The following is a 20491-nucleotide window of genomic DNA, read 5'->3' as shown; positions in this document are numbered from 1 at the left end:
TGTCATCGATTGCACACAAACGGAACACGATTCCACGGAAATCCTTACACTACCGAACACCGTTGGAAGTATTTTTGAGTTACTTAGATGAAGCAGTTTTGTCTAGCTTAATTTGACAAATCAAATAAATAAAAAATACGGTTTGAAGTTCTCAATGAATTTCAATCCGTATTTATTTGTTTAATAGTTAGCAATGATATCTTTGATGAGTTGATAGCTAACGGATTGAGCTTTATAATTTGAATTATTTTGAAAAACAGCTGCACTCACTAACATTCCATGGGCATGAAATGTAGGAATTTCGCACCAACTAGGTGAAATCACACATTGCGTTGAGACATTGAGACTCAATCCACCTGGAGTGTCAGGCATAATGTAGCGTTTATTTAATAAGGAATGAATTAATGGATGACCACTTAAATCGCCTTCTAAATGAAGGTTTACACCCATTGCGTTAATAACCCAATCCGCACGTAAAATCTCTTCATTATCCTTATTCTTCATAATGTATTCTCGTGTGTTGTCATCATAAGCAACAGTTTCATCATCTTTGAGAATGGTTAATTGGCCACGGTCATCACCTTCAATAATAGCTTCAGCCGACTTCATCGGAAGTTTTCCTTTAGCTAAGTTAAAGGGTTCTTGATATTTATCTAAGTATGCTTTTCGTTCTGATTCAGGCATATATTGCCATAAGAAATACAATATTCGAGTTGTGGAAACACCAATACGTTCTGTCTTCGCCATAAAATTTGAATGATTTAAAGACTCTCTTAGCCCTGCAGTTCCTGTTTGCAAAGCAATATTACAGAAATCTTCAAACCGAATATTTAAATGATTAAATTCTTTTTGAATAAGTTTATCTAATGCATCGAAATAGAGAATTTTCTCATTTGAATCCATTGTCGCTTTGACGTTATCCAACATAATATGTGTCATTTTTAAACTAATGTAATTTGCTGTTCCAACTGTATTGAAAAAGTTATGACGTGAGTAAGCGTACACGGATTCATTTTCGCGTTCTTGTAATAGATATTTGAGAATGATGATCGCAGTTAGTCTTGTTCCAATGACAACGAAACGGTCATCTTTAAAAAAGTTATGTGTGAGTTCGTTTAGAGGGTAGGGTTACTAATGTAGTTTGGTTTTCCGTTCAAATGGTAAGGGTCTAATACTGGTAGAGAACCAGAACACAGATGGACACGATCATATTGACGTACCTCATTTGACTCAGTGACTAATTCCAACTGTTTTGTTTCACTTAACTATCGCATATCTTCGATGGTTTCATAGTGTACAGTTGCATTCGATAATTCAATTTGCTTCATTGTTCGATCATTTAAATACTCACCAAACAAGGCACGCATCATAAATTCGGGAATATCGCCTTCAATTTTTGCTTCTTCTTTTAGCCTAACTTCATACTCACCTGGTTGTTCGTAATCATAAGTAATATCAGTTGTTCTGGTATTTACTAGTGCTAAATCTGAATCCTCTCTAAAAAGTACCCCGCGCCCAAAGCTAGGCGAGGTATCGTAGCAAACAATAGTAACATCATGATTTTTATCTTTTAATTCTTTTGCATAAGAAGTGAGAACAGCCGATCCGCTAATTCCCATCCCACTAATTGTGATATCCTCCTTATAAAAAAGTTTTAAACTTTGATTCTAAGGTTAATAAAATCATATTCAAGTCCGAGTTAATAAATACCTAAAGTAACTTAATGCAATTGAAATGTAATTTCATTTCATTCTTGATAAAAACAAAATATTTGTATTGAAATTTCATTTCATAAGTTGTATAATTTGTTTAGAAAACGATTACAATGGAGTGAGGATATGTATGGTATTTCAATATATTTAAATGAAGATGTGACAGAAGAAGTTAAACAGTACATAAGACGCATGCATGAGATTGGTTTTAAAGGTATTTTCTCGTCAATTCATATCCCTGAAGATGATTCTGGATTGTATTTAGATCGATTAGGGCAATTAGGTTCGGTAGCAAAAGATTATGAAATGGAATTAGTCGTTGATGTTTCTGGAGACGCCTTAAAGAACTTAGGTATTTATTATAAAGATTTAACTCCATTGATTGAACTAGGTGTGACTGGAATTCGAGTCGACTATGGAGTCAGTCACGAAGAGATTAAACTCATTAGTGAGCAAGTAGATGTTGTATTAAATGCGAGTACAATTAGCGTAGAAGATTTGAATATTTTAAAAGAGTTAGAAGTGGAGTTCACGTCGATTGAGGCTTGGCATAATTATTATCCGCGTCCTGAAACGGGTTTAGATAAATTAGAGTTTATTAATATGAACAAATGGCTGAAAGAGCAAGGGATTACGGTCATGGCTTTTGTACCAGGAGAGGGTGATTTGAGAGGACCTTTATATGAAGGATTACCAACTTTAGAAGACCACCGTTACAAACATTCTTTAGGGAGCGCGCTTGAATTAAGGCAAACAACCTTTGTTGATAAAGTGTATATTGGCGACCCAGGTTTGAGTACTTATAGTCAAATTCAGTGGGAAAAATATTTAAATGAAACAGTCTTATTTTTCGAAGCAGTCGCGACTTCCAACACTATCGAACAACTGAAACATATCGAAGGGCGACACACTCAAAGAATGGACGCGGCTCGCGATGTCATTCGTAGTCAGGAAGCAAGGATGAGACAAGATTTCGTAGTTAAACCGGAACAAATGAGTGAACGAACGGTAGGTTCAATTACGATTGATAACTCTGATTATCTTCGATACGAAGGAGAAGTTCAAATAACAAAAACGAATCTACCAGCGGATGAAAAGGTTAATGTGATTGGTTATATACAATCGGGTGATTATCTTTTACTTGAGGCAATGAGACCTGGACAACCGTTTGAAATTCAATGGAAGAGAGGATAGATAGATGAAATTAGGCAAGCTAACAACTGAGACGAGAAATGAAGCTTCGATGGCATTAGACCAAATGAGCGTTCAAGAAGCTATTGCACTGATGAATCAGGAAGATCGCCGTGTACCCGAAGCGATTGAACAAGTTTTACCACAAATAGAAGCAGCGATTAAATTAATCGTGAAATCTTTTAAACAAGACGGTCGCTTAATATACATGGGAGCAGGAACGAGCGGACGCTTAGGGGTCTTAGATGCAGCGGAATGTGTACCAACCTTTAGTACACCGCCTGAGATGGTCGTTGGTTTAATTGCTGGTGGAGAAAAAGCCATGTTATCAGCAGTCGAAGGTGCAGAAGATTCTGCAGAGTTTGGACGAGATGACTTAAAAGAATTGAAATTAACTAATAAAGATACAGTTGTGGGAATTGCGGCAAGTGGTCGAACGCCTTATGTTAAAGGTGGTTTGGCCTATGCTCAAGAAGTTGGCGCATCTACGGTATCAATTGCTTGTAACAAAGGCGCTGAAATTAGTGAATACAGCCAAGTTGCCATTGAAGTGGATGCAGGCGCAGAAGTATTAACCGGGTCAACTCGGTTAAAAGCAGGAACAGCTCAAAAGTTAATCTTAAATATGTTATCAACAGTATCGATGGTACAAATTGGAAAAGTGTATAAAAATTTAATGGTAGACGTACAACCAACCAATGAAAAGTTAGAAGAACGTTCCAAACGAATTATAATGCAAGCGACAGAATGTGATTATGAAGTAGCAGAAAAAGCTTTTCAAGAAGCAGATAACAACGTTAAAGTGGCCATTGTTATGGTATTAACAAATAATGATCCAAATAGTGCAAAAGACATATTAAGTCATAACAACGGGTTTATCCGAGAAGCTATAAAAGAAGAGGAGGAGCAATGATGAATACAACAAAAGAACAATTAATTGCTAAAGAAATATACAAACATATGGGTGGTAAAGACAACACTACAGACATCTATAATTGTATGACACGTGTCCGGATTGATTTAGTTGATCCAAGTGTCGTCGATGAAGTTGAATTGAAAAAAGTTGACGGTGTCATGGGTGTTGTTCAAGACGGGAATAACTTACAAGTAGTTGTCGGTCCTGGTACAGCTAGTAAAGTAGCAACTGAATTAGCAAGTATGTCAGGCAGTGTTAAAGGTGCGGCTGTCGATGAAAACCTTGACCCAGAATTAACATCTGGACGAGCTAGTACAGAACAAATTACAAAAGAGAATAAAGAAAAATATAAAAAAGGGAATGATAATGCCTTTAAACGTATTACTCGCTCAATAGCTAGTATCTTTGTTCCATTAATTCCAGCTTTCGTTGGTGCCGGTATTATTGGGGGGATTGCATCCATCTTCCAGAACATGATTACCGCTGGTCAACTCGATGCAGCGACTTGGGGACATGCAGTTGACATCTTAAATATTATTAAGAATGGTTTATTCGGCTACTTAAATATTTATGTAGGTATTAACGCTGCTAAAGTATTTGGCGCAACTCAAGGTATGGGTGGAGTTATCGCTGGGATTATTTACCTTACAGGTATGAACCCTGAGAATCCACTCATTAATATCTTTACAGGTGAGCCATTATTAGCTGGTCAAGGTGGGATTATCGGTGTCATCTTTGCCGTATTCATCTTATCTTATGTTGAAAAAGCAGTAAGAAAAGTGATTCCGGATGCATTAGATATTATCTTTACACCAACAATTGCATTACTTGTAGTTGGTTTATTAACAATTTTTGTCATTATGCCCGTTGCCGGGGTCATTTCATCCTCGTTAGTTGGTTCAATAAATTGGGTTCTGGATATTGGTGGAGCCTTCTCAGGCTTTATATTAGGAGCATTCTTCCTACCACTCGTTATGTTTGGTTTACACCAAGTCCTAACGCCTATTCATATTGAAATGATTAGCTCAACTGATCAGACAAACCTATTACCTATTCTTGCTATGGCAGGTGCAGGACAAGTAGGAGCAGCCATTGCTGTTTGGATGAGAGCACGTCAGAACAAACAATTAACAAATATGATTAAAGGTGCTTTACCTGTTGGTATCTTAGGAATCGGTGAGCCATTAATTTATGCTGTAACATTACCTTTAGGTAGAACATTTATTACAGCCTGTATCGGTGGAGGGATAGGTGGCGCCGTGATTGGATTCTTTGGAAGTGTTGGAGCAACAGCCATCGGACCAAGTGGAGTTGCTTTAATTCCACTAATTGCTAATAACATGTGGTTACAATATGTCATTGGTTTAATTGCAGCTTATATTGGTGGCTTTGTCGTTACATACTTCTTCGGAGTACCAAAATCAGCCATGGAACCTACTGAATTACAAGGATCAGGTTCACAAGCACAAGATCCGTTAGCTGACTTTAACTAATCAGATAACGAGTCATTGACCTTAATGAGATTTAATTCTCATTAAGGTCTTTTTTCGTTTCATATGATTTCACCGGATTAAATTCGTATTGTATTGTTAGTTAGTGTAAACTATTAATTATAAAACACAACAAGAAAAGTAAAAAGATAAGGAGAATACGTCATGAAGAAGCGTTTATTAGTACTTGGATTATTAAATTTACTTGTTGTCCAAACGGTTCATGCAGAAGAAAAAAGCGAAAGTCCATCTGTTTCCCCTGATTTGGCAACACAAATACTCGAAGGCGAATTCAGTGATGAAACAAAAGAAAGTATCTATAACAAAATAAAAGATGTCTTAGACAAAGTAACTGAAGTAATCGATTCAGGTAATAATATTAATGGCATTATCGGTATTGCTGACATCATAGAGTTATTTGGGGATGAGTATACATATGAAGAAGATTCACTCAAATATGATATGTGGGTAGCCGTAGATACCTTTAAACTGACGGTTTCAATGAATGAAAACAATCAAGTGGACTATTTATATGGAAATTTGTATCCGACGTTTGAAAGATTACAAACAACAGATTCAGAATCTGATTTAGAAAAAGTGGAAGAAGTAATCAATCATCCTGATGCTTTACCAAGTTTTTCTGAAGTGGATGAAAATTATAAGGATTATTATTTTGAATTTATTCAAGATGAAATGTCTTATATTACTGGGACGTATAGTATGACTTACGACTGGGCTTCTAAAGATTTAATTCAATTAGAAATTGGGCAAGCTAATTATGGTCGTGCCAACTTAACAGTGACACAAGCTGAGATTGATGAATTAAAGCAAAGGGATAATTTAATTATTCAAGATGTTATCGATGTGGTGGGTAATAACTGGACTTATGTTCAGAAACTTCAAGAGAATAGCCACTCGTTCATCTGGCAAGATCCGTTGGGTAAAGATATCACAGTCATAGTGGCGGAGGATTTAAGCGTTGAAAAAATCTCAACAGGCAACTTAGATTAAAATCGAATAAGGAGAGAATAAATGTCAAAAAAAACAAAAACGTGGTTAGTAATTATTGGAAGCTTACTTATTCTGACAATCGTTGGATTATATATATATACTTTTTCAAATACATCACAAGCAGACTCTACTTCTAATGAAGCGACTCAAATAGCTAGTCAATCTTCTGTTGTTAATGATAGTACTCAAGAAGAGATGATGGAAGAGCCGGTTGAACCGATTGAGCAAGAGTTTTTATTTGAAGACTTACCAATGAAAGAAGGTAAAGAAATATTTCCATCACAAGAAGGGGAGTTAACCTTAAGATCAGTTGGGGATGTGTTAATTCATGACCGTGTCAGTTATTTAGCTGACACTTACTCACCAATCTATCAAGATACTGTGGCGAATATGCTTGAAGAAGGTTTTGAACCTGACCTCTTTGATGAAGATGCAGCCTATGACTTTATGCCGATGTTAGCTCATATTCAACCTTATTTGGAATATGCTGATATTTCGATGGCTAATTTAGAAGTGATTGCTGCTTCACCGCAGCTACCAATGTCAGGGTATCCGCAGTTTAATGCACCGAGTGAGATTATTGCTGCACTGAAGCGAATTGGTATTGATATCGTAAGTAATGCTACAAATCATACCCTAGACTGGTTCAGTGAAGGCGCGCACTATTCACTTCAGAACTTGCAAGAAGAGGATATGATGTATGTAGGTAGTTATGAATCTTGGGAAGATTATAATACAAACCGAATAATAGAAGCAAATGGTATCAGTGTCGGCTTCTTAAATTATTCCTATGGAACCAATGGTATTCCCGTACCTGCTGGAGAAGAATATTTAATTAGTTTAATTGATGTTCCTTTAATGGTTGCTGAAGTGGACGCACTATCCGAACAAGTTGATGCGGTCGTTGTGAGCTTACAGTTAGGAGAGGAATACGCTACATTACCAAATGAAGAGCAATTTTATGTGTTTCAATCATTAAGTGATGCTGGTGCCAAACTTATCTTAGGTGGGCATCCACACGTATTACAACCCGTCGATTGGTATAACGGGGGTGAAACATTTGCTATATATTCTCAAGCTAGTTTTTTAACTGGACAAAGAGATTTAGATAATAAGCAAGGCGGTATTACTGAAGTAACGTTTCAGCGCGATGAGTCCGGTGAAGTGAATGTTGTGAATCCTAAGTTCATGCCTATATTTAACTTGGGGGTTGAAGCAGAGAAGATGTATCAAATTATTCCATTTGCTGATATCGACTTACATCAAATTCCCGATGGCCAACTGTGGTGGGATACGATTGATGAACGTATGCATACTTACGTGGATGATTTTGAGTTTGTAACGCATTTAGAAACGGAAGCAACTGAGGAAACAATAGATACTTTCAGATAGATGGAAAGCTACATTAGCTATTATTTTACATTTCTCTTGAGTTGTTATAATATAACTCTAATATTTTCACTAAATTTATAAGGGGATTTTAATAATGACTCAAGATGGGCGAATTGATTTCTTATATTTAAATGAACAAGATATGATTGATGCGGGCGTTTTAAATATGCAAGAATGTATTAACGTCATGGAAGATGTTTTTGGAATCTTAAGTACAGAAGATTACCGGATGGGTGGTAGAGAGAATAATTCTCACGGAATGGTTGTCTCATTCCCAGATGAACCTGAGCATAAAAGTATGCCGGCCAATGGTCCAGACCGTCGATTTTGTGCGATGCCAGCCTATCTAGGTGGCGAATATCGTATTGCTGGATGTAAGTGGTATGGTTCAAACCTTGATAATAAAGATAAAAACCTACCGCGTTCGATTCTCACAATGAATCTGAATGATGCCGATACAGGTGCACCATTAGCCTTTATGTCAGCTAATTTACTGAGTGCTTGGCGAACTGGGGCAATTCCGGGCGTAGGTGTGCGCTACCTTGCTAAGCCAGATTCAAAAGTGGTCGCAGTCTTAGGTGCGGGTGCGATCGGAAGTTCAACAGCTATCGCATTGCTTTTAGAAGCGAAAAACGCCGAAGTGTTTAAGGTCTATGATGTGGATGAATCTCAATCGCAGATTCTGAAGGAAGATTTAGAAGTAAAATTTCCAAATGTATCGATACAAATTGTACATTCAATTGAAGATGCTGTGAGAGAGACGGATATCTTAAACTTAGCAACTTCTGGAGAAGCAAATCCTAAGATTGAGAGTGAATGGATTAAACCAGGTGCTTTAATTATCGGATCTTCTTCAGGGAACTTTGATCCAGACTTTGTCATTAATAATGTTCGCTTAGTTGTCGATAATTGGAAGATGTATGAAGAAGTGAAATACGAAGATGTCTATCCATATAACACGCTTGAGATGGGCGTTTTAGGTCGATTATTCCTAGACTGGATTTATGAAGATCGCATGACGAGTGACATTATTATGAACGTAGGTGATATTATTAAAGGTAACGTTCATGCACGTGAGAATGACGATGATATTATCATCTTTGCTTTAGGTGGCCAACCTTTATATGATATTGCTTGGGGTTACCAAGTTTATCAAAATGCCTTAGAAAAAGATATCGGAACAAAACTTAATTTATGGGAAACAGCGTTTCAAGCGAGATAAAGAAAATCATTCTTTAGTATGCCTGTAAATATAAATATAAAAATCTCCTACCCACTGTGGGTAGGAGATTTTTTGTATAGTTACTTTTGATTAATTCCAATCTTCAGAATGATAACCAACGGGGTATGCCACTTCAGTTGGCGACAACACGCCGTCCTCGATGACTGGTAAATCAACAGGCAATTGACCTGTTGGTCCTTCTTCAGAAGAAGTGACACCAAAGATGACTTCAACCACAGCAGGAATGTTCGGACCGAATGATGCGACGGGCTCTTGTCCGCCTTCCGTTGGGTCCATACCGTTATATCCATAAGAAATTAATATTGCATCATTATCAGTAAAGTTTACGGCATCATATGGTTTGTTAATACTTACTTGCACCGTTGGAATGCCTTGTTCTTTTGCATACGTGAATATTTCTTGTGGAATTGCTGTTCTAAAGTTATCAGCAGCAAGAGAGGATTCATCTACCATACTAGTGTATACAACGACATGACTGGCTTGTGAGATTGCATCCGCAAAGTCAGTGAATTGACTTTCCTCATTATAAGTCAATACTTCATACGTAAAGTCAGATGAGAGTGATTCTTCTAATCGCATCCGCTCTATACTGAACTCAGTTCCAGGAACTTGATTTGGATCCGCTGTAAAAAATAATACATGATCATCCGCTTCTGGTTGAATCGGTAAAGCAGCTTGTGTATTTTCAATTAAAGTGACAGCATGATTGGAGATTTCACGTTCATTGGCACGATTCATCTCAGAGCCAACAATTTCTGTTGCATTCGCAACAACTTCATCCTCAGACTGACTTAAGAAATCATCCTCAAGTAAACCTAATTCATCCTTAAGCGTTAAAATGCGACGGACTGAATTGTCGATATTATCCATAGGGATTTCTTCGCTTTCAACTGCATCAACCAGGCCTTGAATCACCTCATCTAATAAAGCAAGATCGTCATTGGATCTAATAATAACAGGCATCAATAATATATCTGCACCAGCTTTTTTAGATAAGATTGAAGTTTCAACCTCACCAAAGTTATTTGCTATAGCTTCCATGTTTAAGGCATCTGTGATGACAATGCCTTCATAAGCCATCTCATCACGAACTAGATCTGTTAAGATTGCTGGAGAGAGTGTGGCAGGTAATAAGATATCAGAACCATCCTCTTCCGATACTTTCATCTCTGATTCTAGTTGTGGGAACTGGATATGTGCTGTCATAATCATATCAGTGTCTGCATCCATCACAGCTTTGAAAGGAAGTAATTCATTATTCATCAATTCATCAAAACTTTTATCAACGACAGGTAAGCCGAAGTGAGAATCGACATCGGTATCTCCATGTCCTGGGAAATGTTTCGCGGCAACAGCGACGTTATGTTCTTTAATCCCTTCGATATAACTCAAGCCATGTTCAGAAACGATCTCAGGATCAGAGGAGAATGAACGTAAACCGATGACTGGGTTTTTGGGGTTGTTATTTATATCAACCGATGGAGCAAAGTTTACATTGATGCCTAAGGCTTCAAGTTCACTCCCAATAATTTCACCAACTAGTTTCGAGTATTCTGGGTCATTTGTTGCTCCTAGAGCCATATTACCCGGTAATTGAGTTCCCGAACCCAAACGGTTCACGATTCCACCTTCTTGGTCAATTCCAATGAGAAGAGGTAAGTGATCACTTTCAACTTGAGAGGCTTGCATTTGATAGACGAGTCGGGCTGTTTGTTCTGTTTCAACCACATTTTCAGCAAATAAAATGACACCACCAAATTGATAGTCGGCTAAGATTTGACGAATATCTTCGTTTAATTCAGTCACGCCTACTTCTTCACCATCGACTTCCCAATTTCTAAAGTCTGGCATGAGCGTTTGAGCGACTTTCTCTTCGAGAGTCATATTTGCGATGATCTCGTCGACGCCATTATTACTATCTCCAGATTCTGCTTGTGCAGAATAGTAGGGCGTTGTGATGTTTAACAATAGCATTCCTGATAGAAATAATCTCGTGAGTTTTTTCATCATATTCTCCTTTATAAGTTAATTTAAAAGTCTTTCTGTAACTTTCACCTCCGCTATATTGTATATATTAAATGATAACATATAAGCGCTTTCCAACCGAGTGATAACCACTATAACAACCGATTATTTATGTGGTATTATTAGATTAGAATCAGGAAAATTCAATTGACTTTTGATAAAAATTTCAAGTTACGAGGGATAAAGATGAAAAAATTGTATTCGTTTCTGTATTATTCGGTTTTGTAGTTATTCCAGCAGATGTTAGTGCCCAGGAAAATTTATTTGGTAGATACGAAGTGACAAATGAGAATTCATTGATTAAAGAAATTCACATCCTCGAAAACCGGCTTCAAATTGTAATTGATAATGAATATTTAATTGAGAGTGAAACAGAAGATAAAACAGTAAAAAAAGTCATGGATTATAAGAATCTTATGGTGAATGAAGATGCTTTATACGGTATTTTTGATTTGGAGGCTCAGTCAGATGAAGATAATTCACAAAATCAACAATATCTAGAGATAAATTTTTTCGATGGCCAATCATTCCCTAGTTTTAGTTTAGATATTGTTAATCCTGAATATTTAATCATTGATAATCAATACGTTCATTTTGAATTAGTGGAATATGGTCATAACTGAATGTTACAGCATTTGTAGAACGAATTCGTTTTATGAATGCTTTTTTATTTTGGTTGGAATTTTATAATTCTTTTAAATGGATATTGAGATTTGATATAATGGATATTAACGTTATGAAAAGTGAGGCGCATTATGTTTAAAGGATTAATTGAACGTTTTTTAAGTAAGCAAGCCAATGGAGTAGCTCGAACGAAAGCAGGAATCTTAGCTGGACGAGTGGGCTTAATCTCTAACTTTGTATTATTTGGAATTAAATTGCTGGCGGGGACAATATCAGGCAGTATTTCGATTATTACGGACGGGATGAATAACTTAGGCGATTCTGCGTCTTCTTTATTAACCTTATTCGGTTTTAGAGCAGCTTCTAAACCAGCTGATAAAGAACATCCTTACGGACATGAACGATCAGAATATATTACGGGCTTATTAATTTCTGTTGTTATCATTTATGTTGGTTTTCAATTTTTCACGTCTTCGATTAAACAAATCATGAATCCAACGCCTCTAAATGCCTCACCACTAGTCTTTATTTTATTAGTTGTGTCAATTCTAGTTAAGATTATACAAGGGAATTTTTACAAGACGGCTGCCAAGGCTATTCATTCCAATACATTACATAGTGCGGCACAAGATAGTATGAATGATGTCTTTGTAACTTTAATCGTACTCGTGTCCGCGACCGTTGAGACGGTGACGGGTTGGCAAATCGATGGTTACGCGGGTGCCTTGTTATCTGTGATCATCGTTTATAGTGGTATTCAGGCAATTAATGACTCGATTAGTGATTTATTAGGGACAAGTCCTTCCAAAGATGAAATCCAAGCAATGAAGACTTTATTGGATGAGTATGATTCAATCGTAGGCTACCATGATTTACTTGTGCATAATTATGGACCAAACAAAACCTTTGCGACGATTCATATTGAAATTGACGATAGTTGGGATTTAACTTACTCACATCAAGTAATTGATCAAATTGAAGCAGACTTTGAAGCGAAATTAGGGGTAGAATTAGTCTGTCACGTTGACCCAATTGCGATACAAAATGAAGAACGTACAGCTATTTACCGTCAAGTTAAAGAAATTCTTAAATCATTTCAATTAGATTTAAAGTTTCATGATTTTAAAGTAGATAGTAAAAATCATCGAAGTCATATCACTTTTGATGTAGTTATTCCTGATGGCGTGGAGGAAACAAATGAGGAATTATTCTCAATGATCCAAGAGAAGATTCATTCATACATCGGTGCTTATGAATTAGTCATAGAATTTGATCGACTTGATTTGTTAAAAGAAGTTTAAATATGAAGACACTCCTTCGGATACTTTTAGTAAACGAAAGAGTGTCTTTTAAGTTATTATTCGTAACCTTCTGTCATACAGCGATTTAAAATTTCAACAACATCATCTGGGTTTAAAGGAACGTAAGCACGTGATAAGCGTTCGGCAGGTCCTTTGGCCATTTCTTCGAAATGTTCATCCGTTTCAATACCTACTTCTGGAAGAGTCATAGGTAAACCGTTATCGACGAAGAATTGATAAGTCTTTTCAATCGCTTCTTCAGCCATTGCGAACTTATCATCGGTTTCTTCAATATCCCATACTTTGTTTGCATATCTCGCAAAACGGTCCACGGTTTTGTCACTTAAGATATATTTCATCCAACGTGGTGTTAGAATGGCTAATCCGACGGCATGGGTAATATCGTAGTAAGCAGATAAGTAATGTTCAATTGGGTGAGTTGTCCAACCGCCACCTTTACCCATCGATGTTAAGCCGTTTAATGCTACGGTTGACGCCCACATTAAATTCGAACGCGCTTCATAGTTCTCAGGATCTTCTAACGCTATCGGTAAGTATTTAATAGTGGCACGTAAGATGGACTCACTTAAGCTATCAGTAATAAAGGCATTGTCTTCTGCTTGAAAGTAGTTCTCAAACGTATGAGACATAATGTCTGCCGTACCAGCAGCAGTTTGGTTAGCGGGCACAGTATATGTATAAGTTGGATCCAAGATAGAAGCATATGGGTATAGATGTTTGCTTGCTGTTCCTTGCTTCATCTTTACATCGAAGTTTGTAATAACAGCGTTAAAATTCATCTCAGTCCCTGTTGCTGAAAGTGTCAAAATATCTACTAAAGGTAGCGCATCTGTAATTAAACTGCCATCCATAACTAAGTCCCAGGCATCGCCGTCGTATTTGGCAGCTGCCGCAATAACTTTAGAACAATCGATGGTTGAACCACCACCTACGGCTAAGATGACATCAATATCATTCTCTTTACAGATTTTTGCACCTTCACGAACCGTTTCAATCCGAGGATTAGGGTCAATGCCACTGAGTTCAAAAATCTCACAACCTTTTAGTAAATCTTGCACCTCGTCATAGATACCATTTCGCTTAATACTCCCGCCACCATAAGTGAGTAAAACTTTGTTTCCGAATTGTTTAATTAAATCAGGTAAGTGTTTAATTTTACCTTCACCAAAGTAAACTTTAGTTGGAATATCGTAATTAAATGCTCGCATCAAACAAACCTCCATTTGTATATTGTGTTACATTTATTGTACAAGACCTCGCTTTCAATTAGCAATTAAAAAGACTTACCAAGTAACTACTTGGTAAGTTAAATCATCATTAATCAATATCTTCGAAATCGGATTTTGTAGGTGTGTTGAATGGTTCCATATCGAAGTTACCTTCCCATCGATCGACACCCACCGATGTTTTCTTCTAAATTCGTAATTGTATATGTAATGTACCAACACTTGAACGATCCGAGAAACCTAGGACCATTGTAGGAAATGCTTTTCGATAGAATTTAATTGGATTCACTCCAACCAATAAGAGAATAACAACGTAGACGAGTAACATAAATACGACAGCAGAGTAGAGTGCTGAGATAAAGTTAATCATATACTAATAATCTCCATCCCTTGAGATAAAATCGTATTTGCTACAAGCGCTGAAATCCCGTAAGGCATTAATTTAATCACGTTTGTTAATACACTATTAACAGCGACTTGCGCAGATTGTAGAAATTCATCACAGGCTTTAATCGCATCAGGTTTTATATTTCTCATGAAGCGAATAGAGGCCGCAAAGAATGCTCCTATAATTACTACAGATACGATACTACTATTTGTTGTCATCACTGAGAATATATTATTAGGAATTAACTCTAAGAAGAATAGTGGAAATCTCTCAGCAGCAATACCTTCCATAGGCTAGTCCTAAAAATAAAGCAACCATCATCCGCATTGAAAAGGAAGTTTTTCGTTTTGACATATTGCGTATAATACCAATAATGACTAGTAGTAAAATGATCACGCCGATCGTGAACCGATGACTTATTTTTTAAAAAATTGTAAAAAAGGGTTGATTTATCATATTATTCCTCCTTAAATAATTTTAAAATGAAAGAAGCAAGCGATGCTCATGACTCTATAAGTCTATTTTATGAAATAAAATTCAAGTATCAAAGTAATTGATTCTAATTCTTAATCTTTGAAATATTAATTTGACAAAGGCAGAGATTTGCGTTACTCTATCTCAAGTAAATTAAATAAGAGAACAATACAGTATTGAGGCCGCTTGTAATATCAGTAATCAGAAATGATGAAAGGATTGCTAGCCGAAATGTCAAATTGATGTTGGGGATAGATTGAATAAGTCTATCACTGTCTTGTAGGGTTGCCCAAACTCTACGTAGGTGAGCGTGCTGTGTTGTGGGCAAAAGAACCTGTCAAATTCTGGCTGTGAGCTTTTGCTCGCAGCTTTTTTATATACATTTTTTAAAAGTGCAATGTAGTAATTCGCTCACCCTGCTGTAAAGTGTTCAAAATAAATGGAGGAACAAAGTGAAAAATATATTCAAGGCATTAGGAAGAGTCCGGATGCCACATACATATGTATTATTGTTTAGTTTTATTATTATTGCTGCCATCCTTTCTTGGATTGTCCCAGCAGGGGAATTTGAGCGAGTAATGGTTGGAGAACGTGAAATTATTAATCCAGATTCATTCGCACATGTTGCAAGTAATCCTCAAGGTATCTTTGAAGTGTTGAAGAGTATTCCAAGAGGTTTCGCTCGAACACAAGATATCTCTTACTTCTTATTTGTCACAGGTGGGTCATTTTTAATTATTAATAAAACCGGAATGATCGAATCGGCTTTAAGTCGAATTGTTAGTTCATTAAAAGGTAAAGAAGCTTTAGTCATTCCTGTTGTGGTACTAATTATGGGATTAGCAGGTTCAACGATTGGCTTGAGTGAAGAGACAATTGTCTTTATTGCTTTAGGTGTGTCATTAGCGCGAGCGATTGGTTATGACTCACTTATCGGGGTCGGAATGATTGGGCTTGGAGCAGGAGTTGGGTTTACATCTGGCTTCATGAATCCATTCTCAGTTGGGGTAGCACAATCGATCGCGGAATTACCCTTATTCTCAGGTATTGAATTGAGATTAGTCCTGTTTACCGTATTATGGATTGTAACGTCTTTATATTTAATTATTTATGGTAAACGTGTCAAAGCTGATTTAACAAATAGTATCGTTTATGATGAGGAAATGAAAGCAAGAAATCATGCGGACTTTCAAGATTTAAACACAACTGAAAACATCGAATTCACAACTAAACAGAAGATTATTGCAGCTGTTTTTGTTGGTGGCTTTGTTGTTATAGCATACGGTGTTATGAGCTTAGGCTGGTTTATAACTGAGATAGGTGCTGTATTCTTAGGTATGGGCTTAATTAGTGGTCTAATCTATGGAATGAGACCAGGAGATTTAGCAGATAACTTCATTGAAGGTGCTAAAGATATGATGTATGCAGCGTTAATTGTTGGATTAGCACAAAGTTTAGTGATTATTATGGAAGACGCGATGATCTTAGATACATTGATTAATGGTTTAACGGGTGCAATTTCAAACTTACCGTCTGTCTTATCAGCGGCTGGTATGTACGTCGTTCAAATTATTATTAACTTCTTTATTAGTTCAGGTAGTGGACAAGCGGCTGTTACAATGCCAATTATGGTACCTTTAGCAGATGCTTTAGATGTCACACGCCAAACTGCAGTATTAAGTTACCAATTAGGGAACGGCTTCCTAGATTCAATTATGCCGATGTCAGGAATCTTAATGGCTCAATTAGCAATTGCAGATATTCCTTACAAAAAATGGGTTAAATTCGCCATGCCTTTAATGGGTATTTGGTTAGCGATTGGTCTAGTCTTTATTATCTTTGCACAATTAGTCGGCTACGGACCATTTTAGAAATTTCGAAAGGGGAAATATTATATGTCAAAAGAACAATTACACGAAATCGTTTCAGAAATGCGCGAGGAATTACAAGGTTTAAGTGATTATATTTATGAAAATCCTGAACTAGGATTAAACGAATATAAATCATCACAAGCCCATGTTGATTTATTAAGAAAACATGGCTTTGACGTTGAGTATCCATACTTAGGATTCGATACGGCGTTTAAAGCAACCTTTGATTCAGGTAAAGAGGGGCCAACAGTTGCCTATTTATCAGAATATGATGCACTTCCAGGCATTGGTCACGGCTGTGGTCACAACATGCTTGGGACTGTAGATACGGGTGCAGGAATTGCCTTATCTAAAGTCGTTGGTGAAACAGGTGGGCGCGTCGTAGTTCTAGGAACGCCGGCTGAAGAAACTGATGGTGTTAAAGTTGATATGGCTAATGCTGATACGTTTGACGATGTGGATGTCGCTTTATGTACACATCCCTCTGATCAAAACTTAATGAGTAATGTATCGCTTGCGATGGAAGCTTTAGAATTTGAATTCTTTGGAAAAACAGCTCACGCGGCTGGTGCTCCTTGGGAAGGAATTAACGCTTTAGATGCTGCCATTAATATGTTCAATATGGTGAACGCGGGTCGTCAACAATTACGTCCAGATGCACGTGTTCATGGAATTATCGCTGAAGGCGGTGTCGCAGCCAATATTATTCCGGAATACACTCGTGTTCAATTCTATGTTCGTTCTCTAGATATTAATTACTTACAAGAAGTGAAAGATATGGTTATCCGAAGCGCTGAAGCAGCATCAAGTGCAGCAGGTACGACAATGAAATATAACTATTTTGAAAAGTCATACTATAATATGATCACGAACCAAAAATTAAGTGATACATATAACGCTAACGCAGCAGATTTAGGAATCGAAATGATCGATGCGGGTGAAGACTTATCAGGTTCCATCGATATGGGAAATGTCAGCCAAGTTGTCCCATCTATCCATTCATACTACGAAATTACAGATGGTGTACCAACTGCGGGTCATACCGTTGAATTCCGTGAAGCAACTCGTACTGAATTTGGTTACAAAGCGATGATGCGCACGGTTGAGATTCTAGCTAGAACAGGTTTTGATGTGATTACAAAACCAGAACTATTGGCAGAGATTAAAGAAGAGTTTAGCAAGATTGAAAAAGTAAACTAATTTAATATTTTTGAGTTTTGGTATCAGCGAGATTATTCTTGCTGATACTTTTTTTTGTGGATAAATATTAATAAAATCTGAAAAAAATATAATATATAGTGTATAAATAACATAACAATATTAACCATTTTTATTGTTTGCGATAGGCATCTGTTAAGTTACTTGATACGAAGGTTTAGTTTTTTATACTAATTATAGAGGAGCTGTATATTCTAATGAAAAAAATAGTTAAGTACGTCTTGCTAGTTGTGTCACTATTATTAATCAGTCAAACACCCGTCTCTGCCAACGATAATCAAAGTTATGTCAGTGATAATGAAGAAAGTCCGATCAGTCATATTGTCTTTAAGCCAGACAATGTTCAAATAACAGTAAATAATGAAGCAGCTGAGGCAAGGGAAATTATACTATTATTATCTAAGCATACAGATGAAGCCTTGCTTGCTCAAGTGGATCCAAATGCCGAGTCTGATGATTTACAAGTTTTACAAGATGAATTAGGAATTAGCTTTTACGCGATTGAAGATCAACTCGATTTAGAAAATAATCCGACTGTTTTTAATGTGATTGAACAAATTCAACATGCGTCATCCGGAATATATTCATCGATTGACCCTATGGGGAATGTCGTATTCACTATTTCTAACCCTGAGATTGTCGAGTCTGATGAGACGATTCGTGTAAAACTGTTTAATGAAGATCTCATTGAGTTCACTCGTAAAGAAGATAGTACATTGGAATATAATTCCTATGACTTTGTGTTAGTGGAGTAGTTAAAGTTTCAAACGGATTTGATATTTAATATTGAATAATTAATTTAAAGAAAAAGCAATTCGATAGCTGTACCTACAATGCTAGTGTACTCCATCGAATTGCTTTTTTATTCATCTGCAATTTCTTGAAGTAATTGGTCCACTTCTTCTTGCTTATGATTGGCATTCTCATATTCTTCAAAGTGAACAAGAATGCTAATGACTTTATCACAATGATTTTTACCGTTTTCAATATCACCTTTTTTAATATAATATAAACCTTTAAGATAATTTAGTTGATTTTTTTCATAGAAACTTTTTTCACCTATTAGAAAGGTTTCGGTCTCGGAGATTAAGTCATCAATATCTTCCAATTCGTTTCGTTTCAACAGATAATCAATCATATTAAGTAATACTTTCGAAAATTCTCCATTTAGCCTTAATTTAGAACCGTACTTTTTAATCTTATTAATGACCATAGTATTAAAATAATTCATGTGCTCAATATCCAAGAAAAACATACTATTTGCAAATAACGCTACTTCATAATGTCCCCAATCATAGACATCTTTTAAGTAATCCATAATAATATTGGTGTCATCGCGATTAAATCCATTATGATTGATTAACTGGAAACGTTGAGAGGCAATAATGGCATTGTGTAAGTGACGAAAGTTTGAATTTTCACTATATAATTCCTTTTCTTGTTCCACTAGTTTTTTTAAAAGTACTTTATTGCTCGAATAGTAAGCTTTTGAATATTGATTTAGAAAGTTACTTTGCAGTGGTGGGTCTGATGTAAGCACATGCACGATAAATTCACTATATTTAACATTCAATCGATCAAGAATCATTAGAAAATTATCGAGCTTAATATCATATTTATTATTTTCAAATTGCGATAAAAATTGAGGAGTGACAATACCCTCGGCGAGTTCTTTTTGCGTCATTTTTTTATTTTCGCGAATACTCTTGATTATTTTACCGTACGAAACCATTTTTGACCTCCTATAAGAATACTGGAATAATTTGCGATTAAATAATATATACTTTAAAGACAACCCAAAATCTATAAAATTATTTTATTATAAGTATATAGGGGGTGAGTTTATAAAGCAAATAATAATAATTATATGTTGTGTCATTTCACTAGACAGGAATGTTGAATTAATTGTTGAGTTAAGACCAGTTGACGAGGAAATAGTCAAAATTGAATTAATTTAAAATATTCAAATCAATTAATTTATCTTGAGTAAATATAAATGCCTTTTTACTCCCGATCGAGAAAGTATAAATATGGACAGAAAGTAAAGTAATAATTGATAGTTCTTTTTTGAACATAGATATGAGAAAAAATATATATGATTTATTTGAGATAAATATTTTAAATACAATAATTAACGAAATCATCTTTGTAGAATATATCTTATAAAGTGTAATAGATTATGAAAATGTTGTTAAAAAGATACAGAAGATCGGAAACAATCAAAAGTATTTTGATATATACTTTGAAGTCTATTTATATTTGGTTCTATAATTAATCGTGTTGGTGAGTTCTAAAAACTCACTGGTACGTTTTTTTGTATATCAATAGAAAAAGGTCAGTAGATTCCCTTATAATTAAGTCGACCAAAACCAATCAAAGGAGAATCTA

18 protein-coding genes, 1 pseudogene and 1 riboswitch are annotated in these 20491 nt (G+C 36.0%); of the genes and pseudogenes, 12 read left to right on the top strand and 7 right to left on the bottom strand.

All coding sequences use genetic code 11. From position 1 onward, the window contains the following. Positions 1-116, top strand: a pseudogene (locus tag ACEN33_RS08645) (IS30 family transposase); the annotation flags it as partial. A gap of 64 nt (positions 117-180) precedes the next feature. Here ACEN33_RS08645 and ACEN33_RS08640 read toward each other — a convergent pair. Beyond that, a complete protein-coding gene (locus tag ACEN33_RS08640) occupies positions 181-939 on the bottom strand; it encodes a hypothetical protein (protein WP_407090403.1) in 759 nt (252 codons plus the stop codon). Positions 940-1265: 326 nt separating this feature from the next. Then, on the bottom strand, positions 1266-1619 hold the full coding sequence (locus ACEN33_RS08635; RefSeq protein ID WP_407094006.1) for an FAD/NAD(P)-binding protein: 354 nt from the start codon (positions 1617-1619) through the stop codon (positions 1266-1268). A 219-nt stretch (positions 1620-1838) separates the two neighbouring features. On the opposite strand from ACEN33_RS08635, the gene ACEN33_RS08630 reads away from it, so the two are divergent. The 6 genes from ACEN33_RS08630 to ACEN33_RS08605 all read left to right on the top strand — a co-directional run bounded on the left by ACEN33_RS08630 (position 1839) and on the right by ACEN33_RS08605 (position 8934). Beyond that, complete coding sequence (locus ACEN33_RS08630) at positions 1839-2906, top strand: DUF871 domain-containing protein (protein ID WP_407090399.1); 1068 nt, start codon at positions 1839-1841, stop codon at positions 2904-2906. A gap of 4 nt (positions 2907-2910) precedes the next feature. After that, positions 2911-3816, top strand: a complete 906-nt coding sequence (gene murQ, locus ACEN33_RS08625; RefSeq protein ID WP_138403527.1) for an N-acetylmuramic acid 6-phosphate etherase — start codon at positions 2911-2913, stop codon at positions 3814-3816. Beyond that, on the top strand, positions 3816-5312 hold the full coding sequence (locus tag ACEN33_RS08620; protein ID WP_407094890.1) for a PTS transporter subunit EIIC: 1497 nt from the start codon (positions 3816-3818) through the stop codon (positions 5310-5312). The genes murQ and ACEN33_RS08620 overlap by 1 nt, the downstream gene beginning before the upstream one ends. 162 nt (positions 5313-5474) lie before the next feature. After that, positions 5475-6320: a hypothetical protein gene (locus tag ACEN33_RS08615; protein ID WP_407090396.1), complete on the top strand. Its 846-nt coding sequence runs from the start codon at positions 5475-5477 to the stop codon at positions 6318-6320. 21 nt (positions 6321-6341) lie between these two features. Continuing rightward, the gene (locus tag ACEN33_RS08610; protein WP_407090395.1) at positions 6342-7712 is read left to right on the top strand and encodes a CapA family protein; all 1371 of its coding nucleotides are present in this window, start codon (positions 6342-6344) and stop codon (positions 7710-7712) included. 94 nt (positions 7713-7806) lie between these two features. Then, on the top strand, positions 7807-8934 hold the full coding sequence (locus ACEN33_RS08605) for a tyramine oxidase subunit B (protein ID WP_407094889.1): 1128 nt from the start codon (positions 7807-7809) through the stop codon (positions 8932-8934). 90 nt (positions 8935-9024) lie between these two features. On the opposite strand, the gene ACEN33_RS08600 is transcribed toward ACEN33_RS08605, so the two are convergent. Next, a complete protein-coding gene (locus tag ACEN33_RS08600) occupies positions 9025-10962 on the bottom strand; it encodes a glycoside hydrolase family 3 N-terminal domain-containing protein (RefSeq protein ID WP_407094888.1) in 1938 nt (645 codons plus the stop codon). Positions 10963-11276: 314 nt separating this feature from the next. On the opposite strand from ACEN33_RS08600, the gene ACEN33_RS08595 reads away from it, so the two are divergent. Together ACEN33_RS08595 and ACEN33_RS08590 are read left to right on the top strand one after the other, a co-directional pair. After that, positions 11277-11603 (top strand): hypothetical protein, encoded by a 327-nt coding sequence (locus ACEN33_RS08595; protein WP_407094887.1) that lies wholly within the window; start codon positions 11277-11279, stop codon positions 11601-11603. 132 nt (positions 11604-11735) lie between these two features. Next, positions 11736-12905, top strand: a complete 1170-nt coding sequence (locus ACEN33_RS08590; protein ID WP_407094886.1) for a cation diffusion facilitator family transporter — start codon at positions 11736-11738, stop codon at positions 12903-12905. Between the two features lie 56 nt (positions 12906-12961). Here ACEN33_RS08590 and ACEN33_RS08585 read toward each other — a convergent pair whose 3' ends face one another. From ACEN33_RS08585 to ACEN33_RS08575, 3 genes are all read right to left on the bottom strand, one after another. Then, the gene (locus ACEN33_RS08585; RefSeq protein WP_407094885.1) at positions 12962-14134 is read right to left on the bottom strand and encodes an iron-containing alcohol dehydrogenase; all 1173 of its coding nucleotides are present in this window, start codon (positions 14132-14134) and stop codon (positions 12962-12964) included. 205 nt (positions 14135-14339) lie between these two features. Beyond that, on the bottom strand, positions 14340-14522 hold the full coding sequence (locus ACEN33_RS08580; protein WP_407090388.1) for a cation:dicarboxylate symporter family transporter: 183 nt from the start codon (positions 14520-14522) through the stop codon (positions 14340-14342). Next, on the bottom strand, positions 14519-14830 hold the full coding sequence (locus tag ACEN33_RS08575; RefSeq protein ID WP_407090387.1) for a cation:dicarboxylate symporter family transporter: 312 nt from the start codon (positions 14828-14830) through the stop codon (positions 14519-14521). Before ACEN33_RS08575 ends, ACEN33_RS08580 begins: the two co-directional genes overlap by 4 nt. Positions 14831-15180: 350 nt before the next feature. Then, a riboswitch (Lysine riboswitch) is annotated at positions 15181-15335 on the top strand. Between the two features lie 167 nt (positions 15336-15502). Between ACEN33_RS08575 and ACEN33_RS08570 the strand changes: the two genes are divergently transcribed. The 3 genes from ACEN33_RS08570 to ACEN33_RS08560 all read left to right on the top strand — a co-directional run bounded on the left by ACEN33_RS08570 (position 15503) and on the right by ACEN33_RS08560 (position 18858). Then, positions 15503-16885, top strand: a complete 1383-nt coding sequence (locus ACEN33_RS08570) for a YfcC family protein (protein ID WP_407090385.1) — start codon at positions 15503-15505, stop codon at positions 16883-16885. A 24-nt stretch (positions 16886-16909) separates the two neighbouring features. Next, complete coding sequence (locus tag ACEN33_RS08565) at positions 16910-18085, top strand: M20 family metallopeptidase (protein ID WP_338489276.1); 1176 nt, start codon at positions 16910-16912, stop codon at positions 18083-18085. A gap of 215 nt (positions 18086-18300) precedes the next feature. Further along, complete coding sequence (locus ACEN33_RS08560; RefSeq protein ID WP_407090384.1) at positions 18301-18858, top strand: hypothetical protein; 558 nt, start codon at positions 18301-18303, stop codon at positions 18856-18858. A 107-nt stretch (positions 18859-18965) separates the two neighbouring features. Here ACEN33_RS08560 and ACEN33_RS08555 read toward each other — a convergent pair whose 3' ends face one another. Further along, a complete protein-coding gene (locus tag ACEN33_RS08555; RefSeq protein ID WP_407090383.1) occupies positions 18966-19835 on the bottom strand; it encodes a helix-turn-helix domain-containing protein in 870 nt (289 codons plus the stop codon). Positions 19836-20491 lie beyond the last annotated feature (656 nt).

The organism is Ruoffia sp. FAM 24228 (assembly GCF_045528575.1).
In the GTDB taxonomy this organism is placed as follows: Bacteria; Bacillota; Bacilli; order Lactobacillales; family Aerococcaceae; genus Ruoffia; species Ruoffia halotolerans.
Note: the sequence above shows the minus strand (reverse complement) of the source record. Positions and strands in the feature narration are given on the sequence as shown.

Bases quoted from the DNA above. Each gene is read 5' to 3' on its own strand.
- ACEN33_RS08640 (WP_407090403.1), bottom strand. From the start codon at position 939: ATGACACATATTATGTTGGATAACGTCAAAGCGACAATGGATTCAAAT.
- ACEN33_RS08635 (WP_407094006.1), bottom strand. From the start codon at position 1,619: ATGGGAATTAGCGGATCGGCTGTTCTCACTTCTTATGCAAAAGAATTA.
- ACEN33_RS08630 (WP_407090399.1), top strand. From the start codon at position 1,839: ATGTATGGTATTTCAATATATTTAAATGAAGATGTGACAGAAGAAGTT.
- murQ (WP_138403527.1), top strand. From the start codon at position 2,911: ATGAAATTAGGCAAGCTAACAACTGAGACGAGAAATGAAGCTTCGATG.
- ACEN33_RS08620 (WP_407094890.1), top strand. From the start codon at position 3,816: ATGAATACAACAAAAGAACAATTAATTGCTAAAGAAATATACAAACAT.
- ACEN33_RS08615 (WP_407090396.1), top strand. From the start codon at position 5,475: ATGAAGAAGCGTTTATTAGTACTTGGATTATTAAATTTACTTGTTGTC.
- ACEN33_RS08610 (WP_407090395.1), top strand. From the start codon at position 6,342: ATGTCAAAAAAAACAAAAACGTGGTTAGTAATTATTGGAAGCTTACTT.
- ACEN33_RS08605 (WP_407094889.1), top strand. From the start codon at position 7,807: ATGACTCAAGATGGGCGAATTGATTTCTTATATTTAAATGAACAAGAT.
- ACEN33_RS08600 (WP_407094888.1), bottom strand. From the start codon at position 10,962: ATGAAAAAACTCACGAGATTATTTCTATCAGGAATGCTATTGTTAAAC.
- ACEN33_RS08590 (WP_407094886.1), top strand. From the start codon at position 11,736: ATGTTTAAAGGATTAATTGAACGTTTTTTAAGTAAGCAAGCCAATGGA.
- ACEN33_RS08585 (WP_407094885.1), bottom strand. From the start codon at position 14,134: ATGCGAGCATTTAATTACGATATTCCAACTAAAGTTTACTTTGGTGAA.
- ACEN33_RS08580 (WP_407090388.1), bottom strand. From the start codon at position 14,522: ATGATTAACTTTATCTCAGCACTCTACTCTGCTGTCGTATTTATGTTA.
- ACEN33_RS08575 (WP_407090387.1), bottom strand. From the start codon at position 14,830: ATGGAAGGTATTGCTGCTGAGAGATTTCCACTATTCTTCTTAGAGTTA.
- ACEN33_RS08570 (WP_407090385.1), top strand. From the start codon at position 15,503: ATGCCACATACATATGTATTATTGTTTAGTTTTATTATTATTGCTGCC.
- ACEN33_RS08565 (WP_338489276.1), top strand. From the start codon at position 16,910: ATGTCAAAAGAACAATTACACGAAATCGTTTCAGAAATGCGCGAGGAA.
- ACEN33_RS08560 (WP_407090384.1), top strand. From the start codon at position 18,301: ATGAAAAAAATAGTTAAGTACGTCTTGCTAGTTGTGTCACTATTATTA.
- ACEN33_RS08555 (WP_407090383.1), bottom strand. From the start codon at position 19,835: ATGGTTTCGTACGGTAAAATAATCAAGAGTATTCGCGAAAATAAAAAA.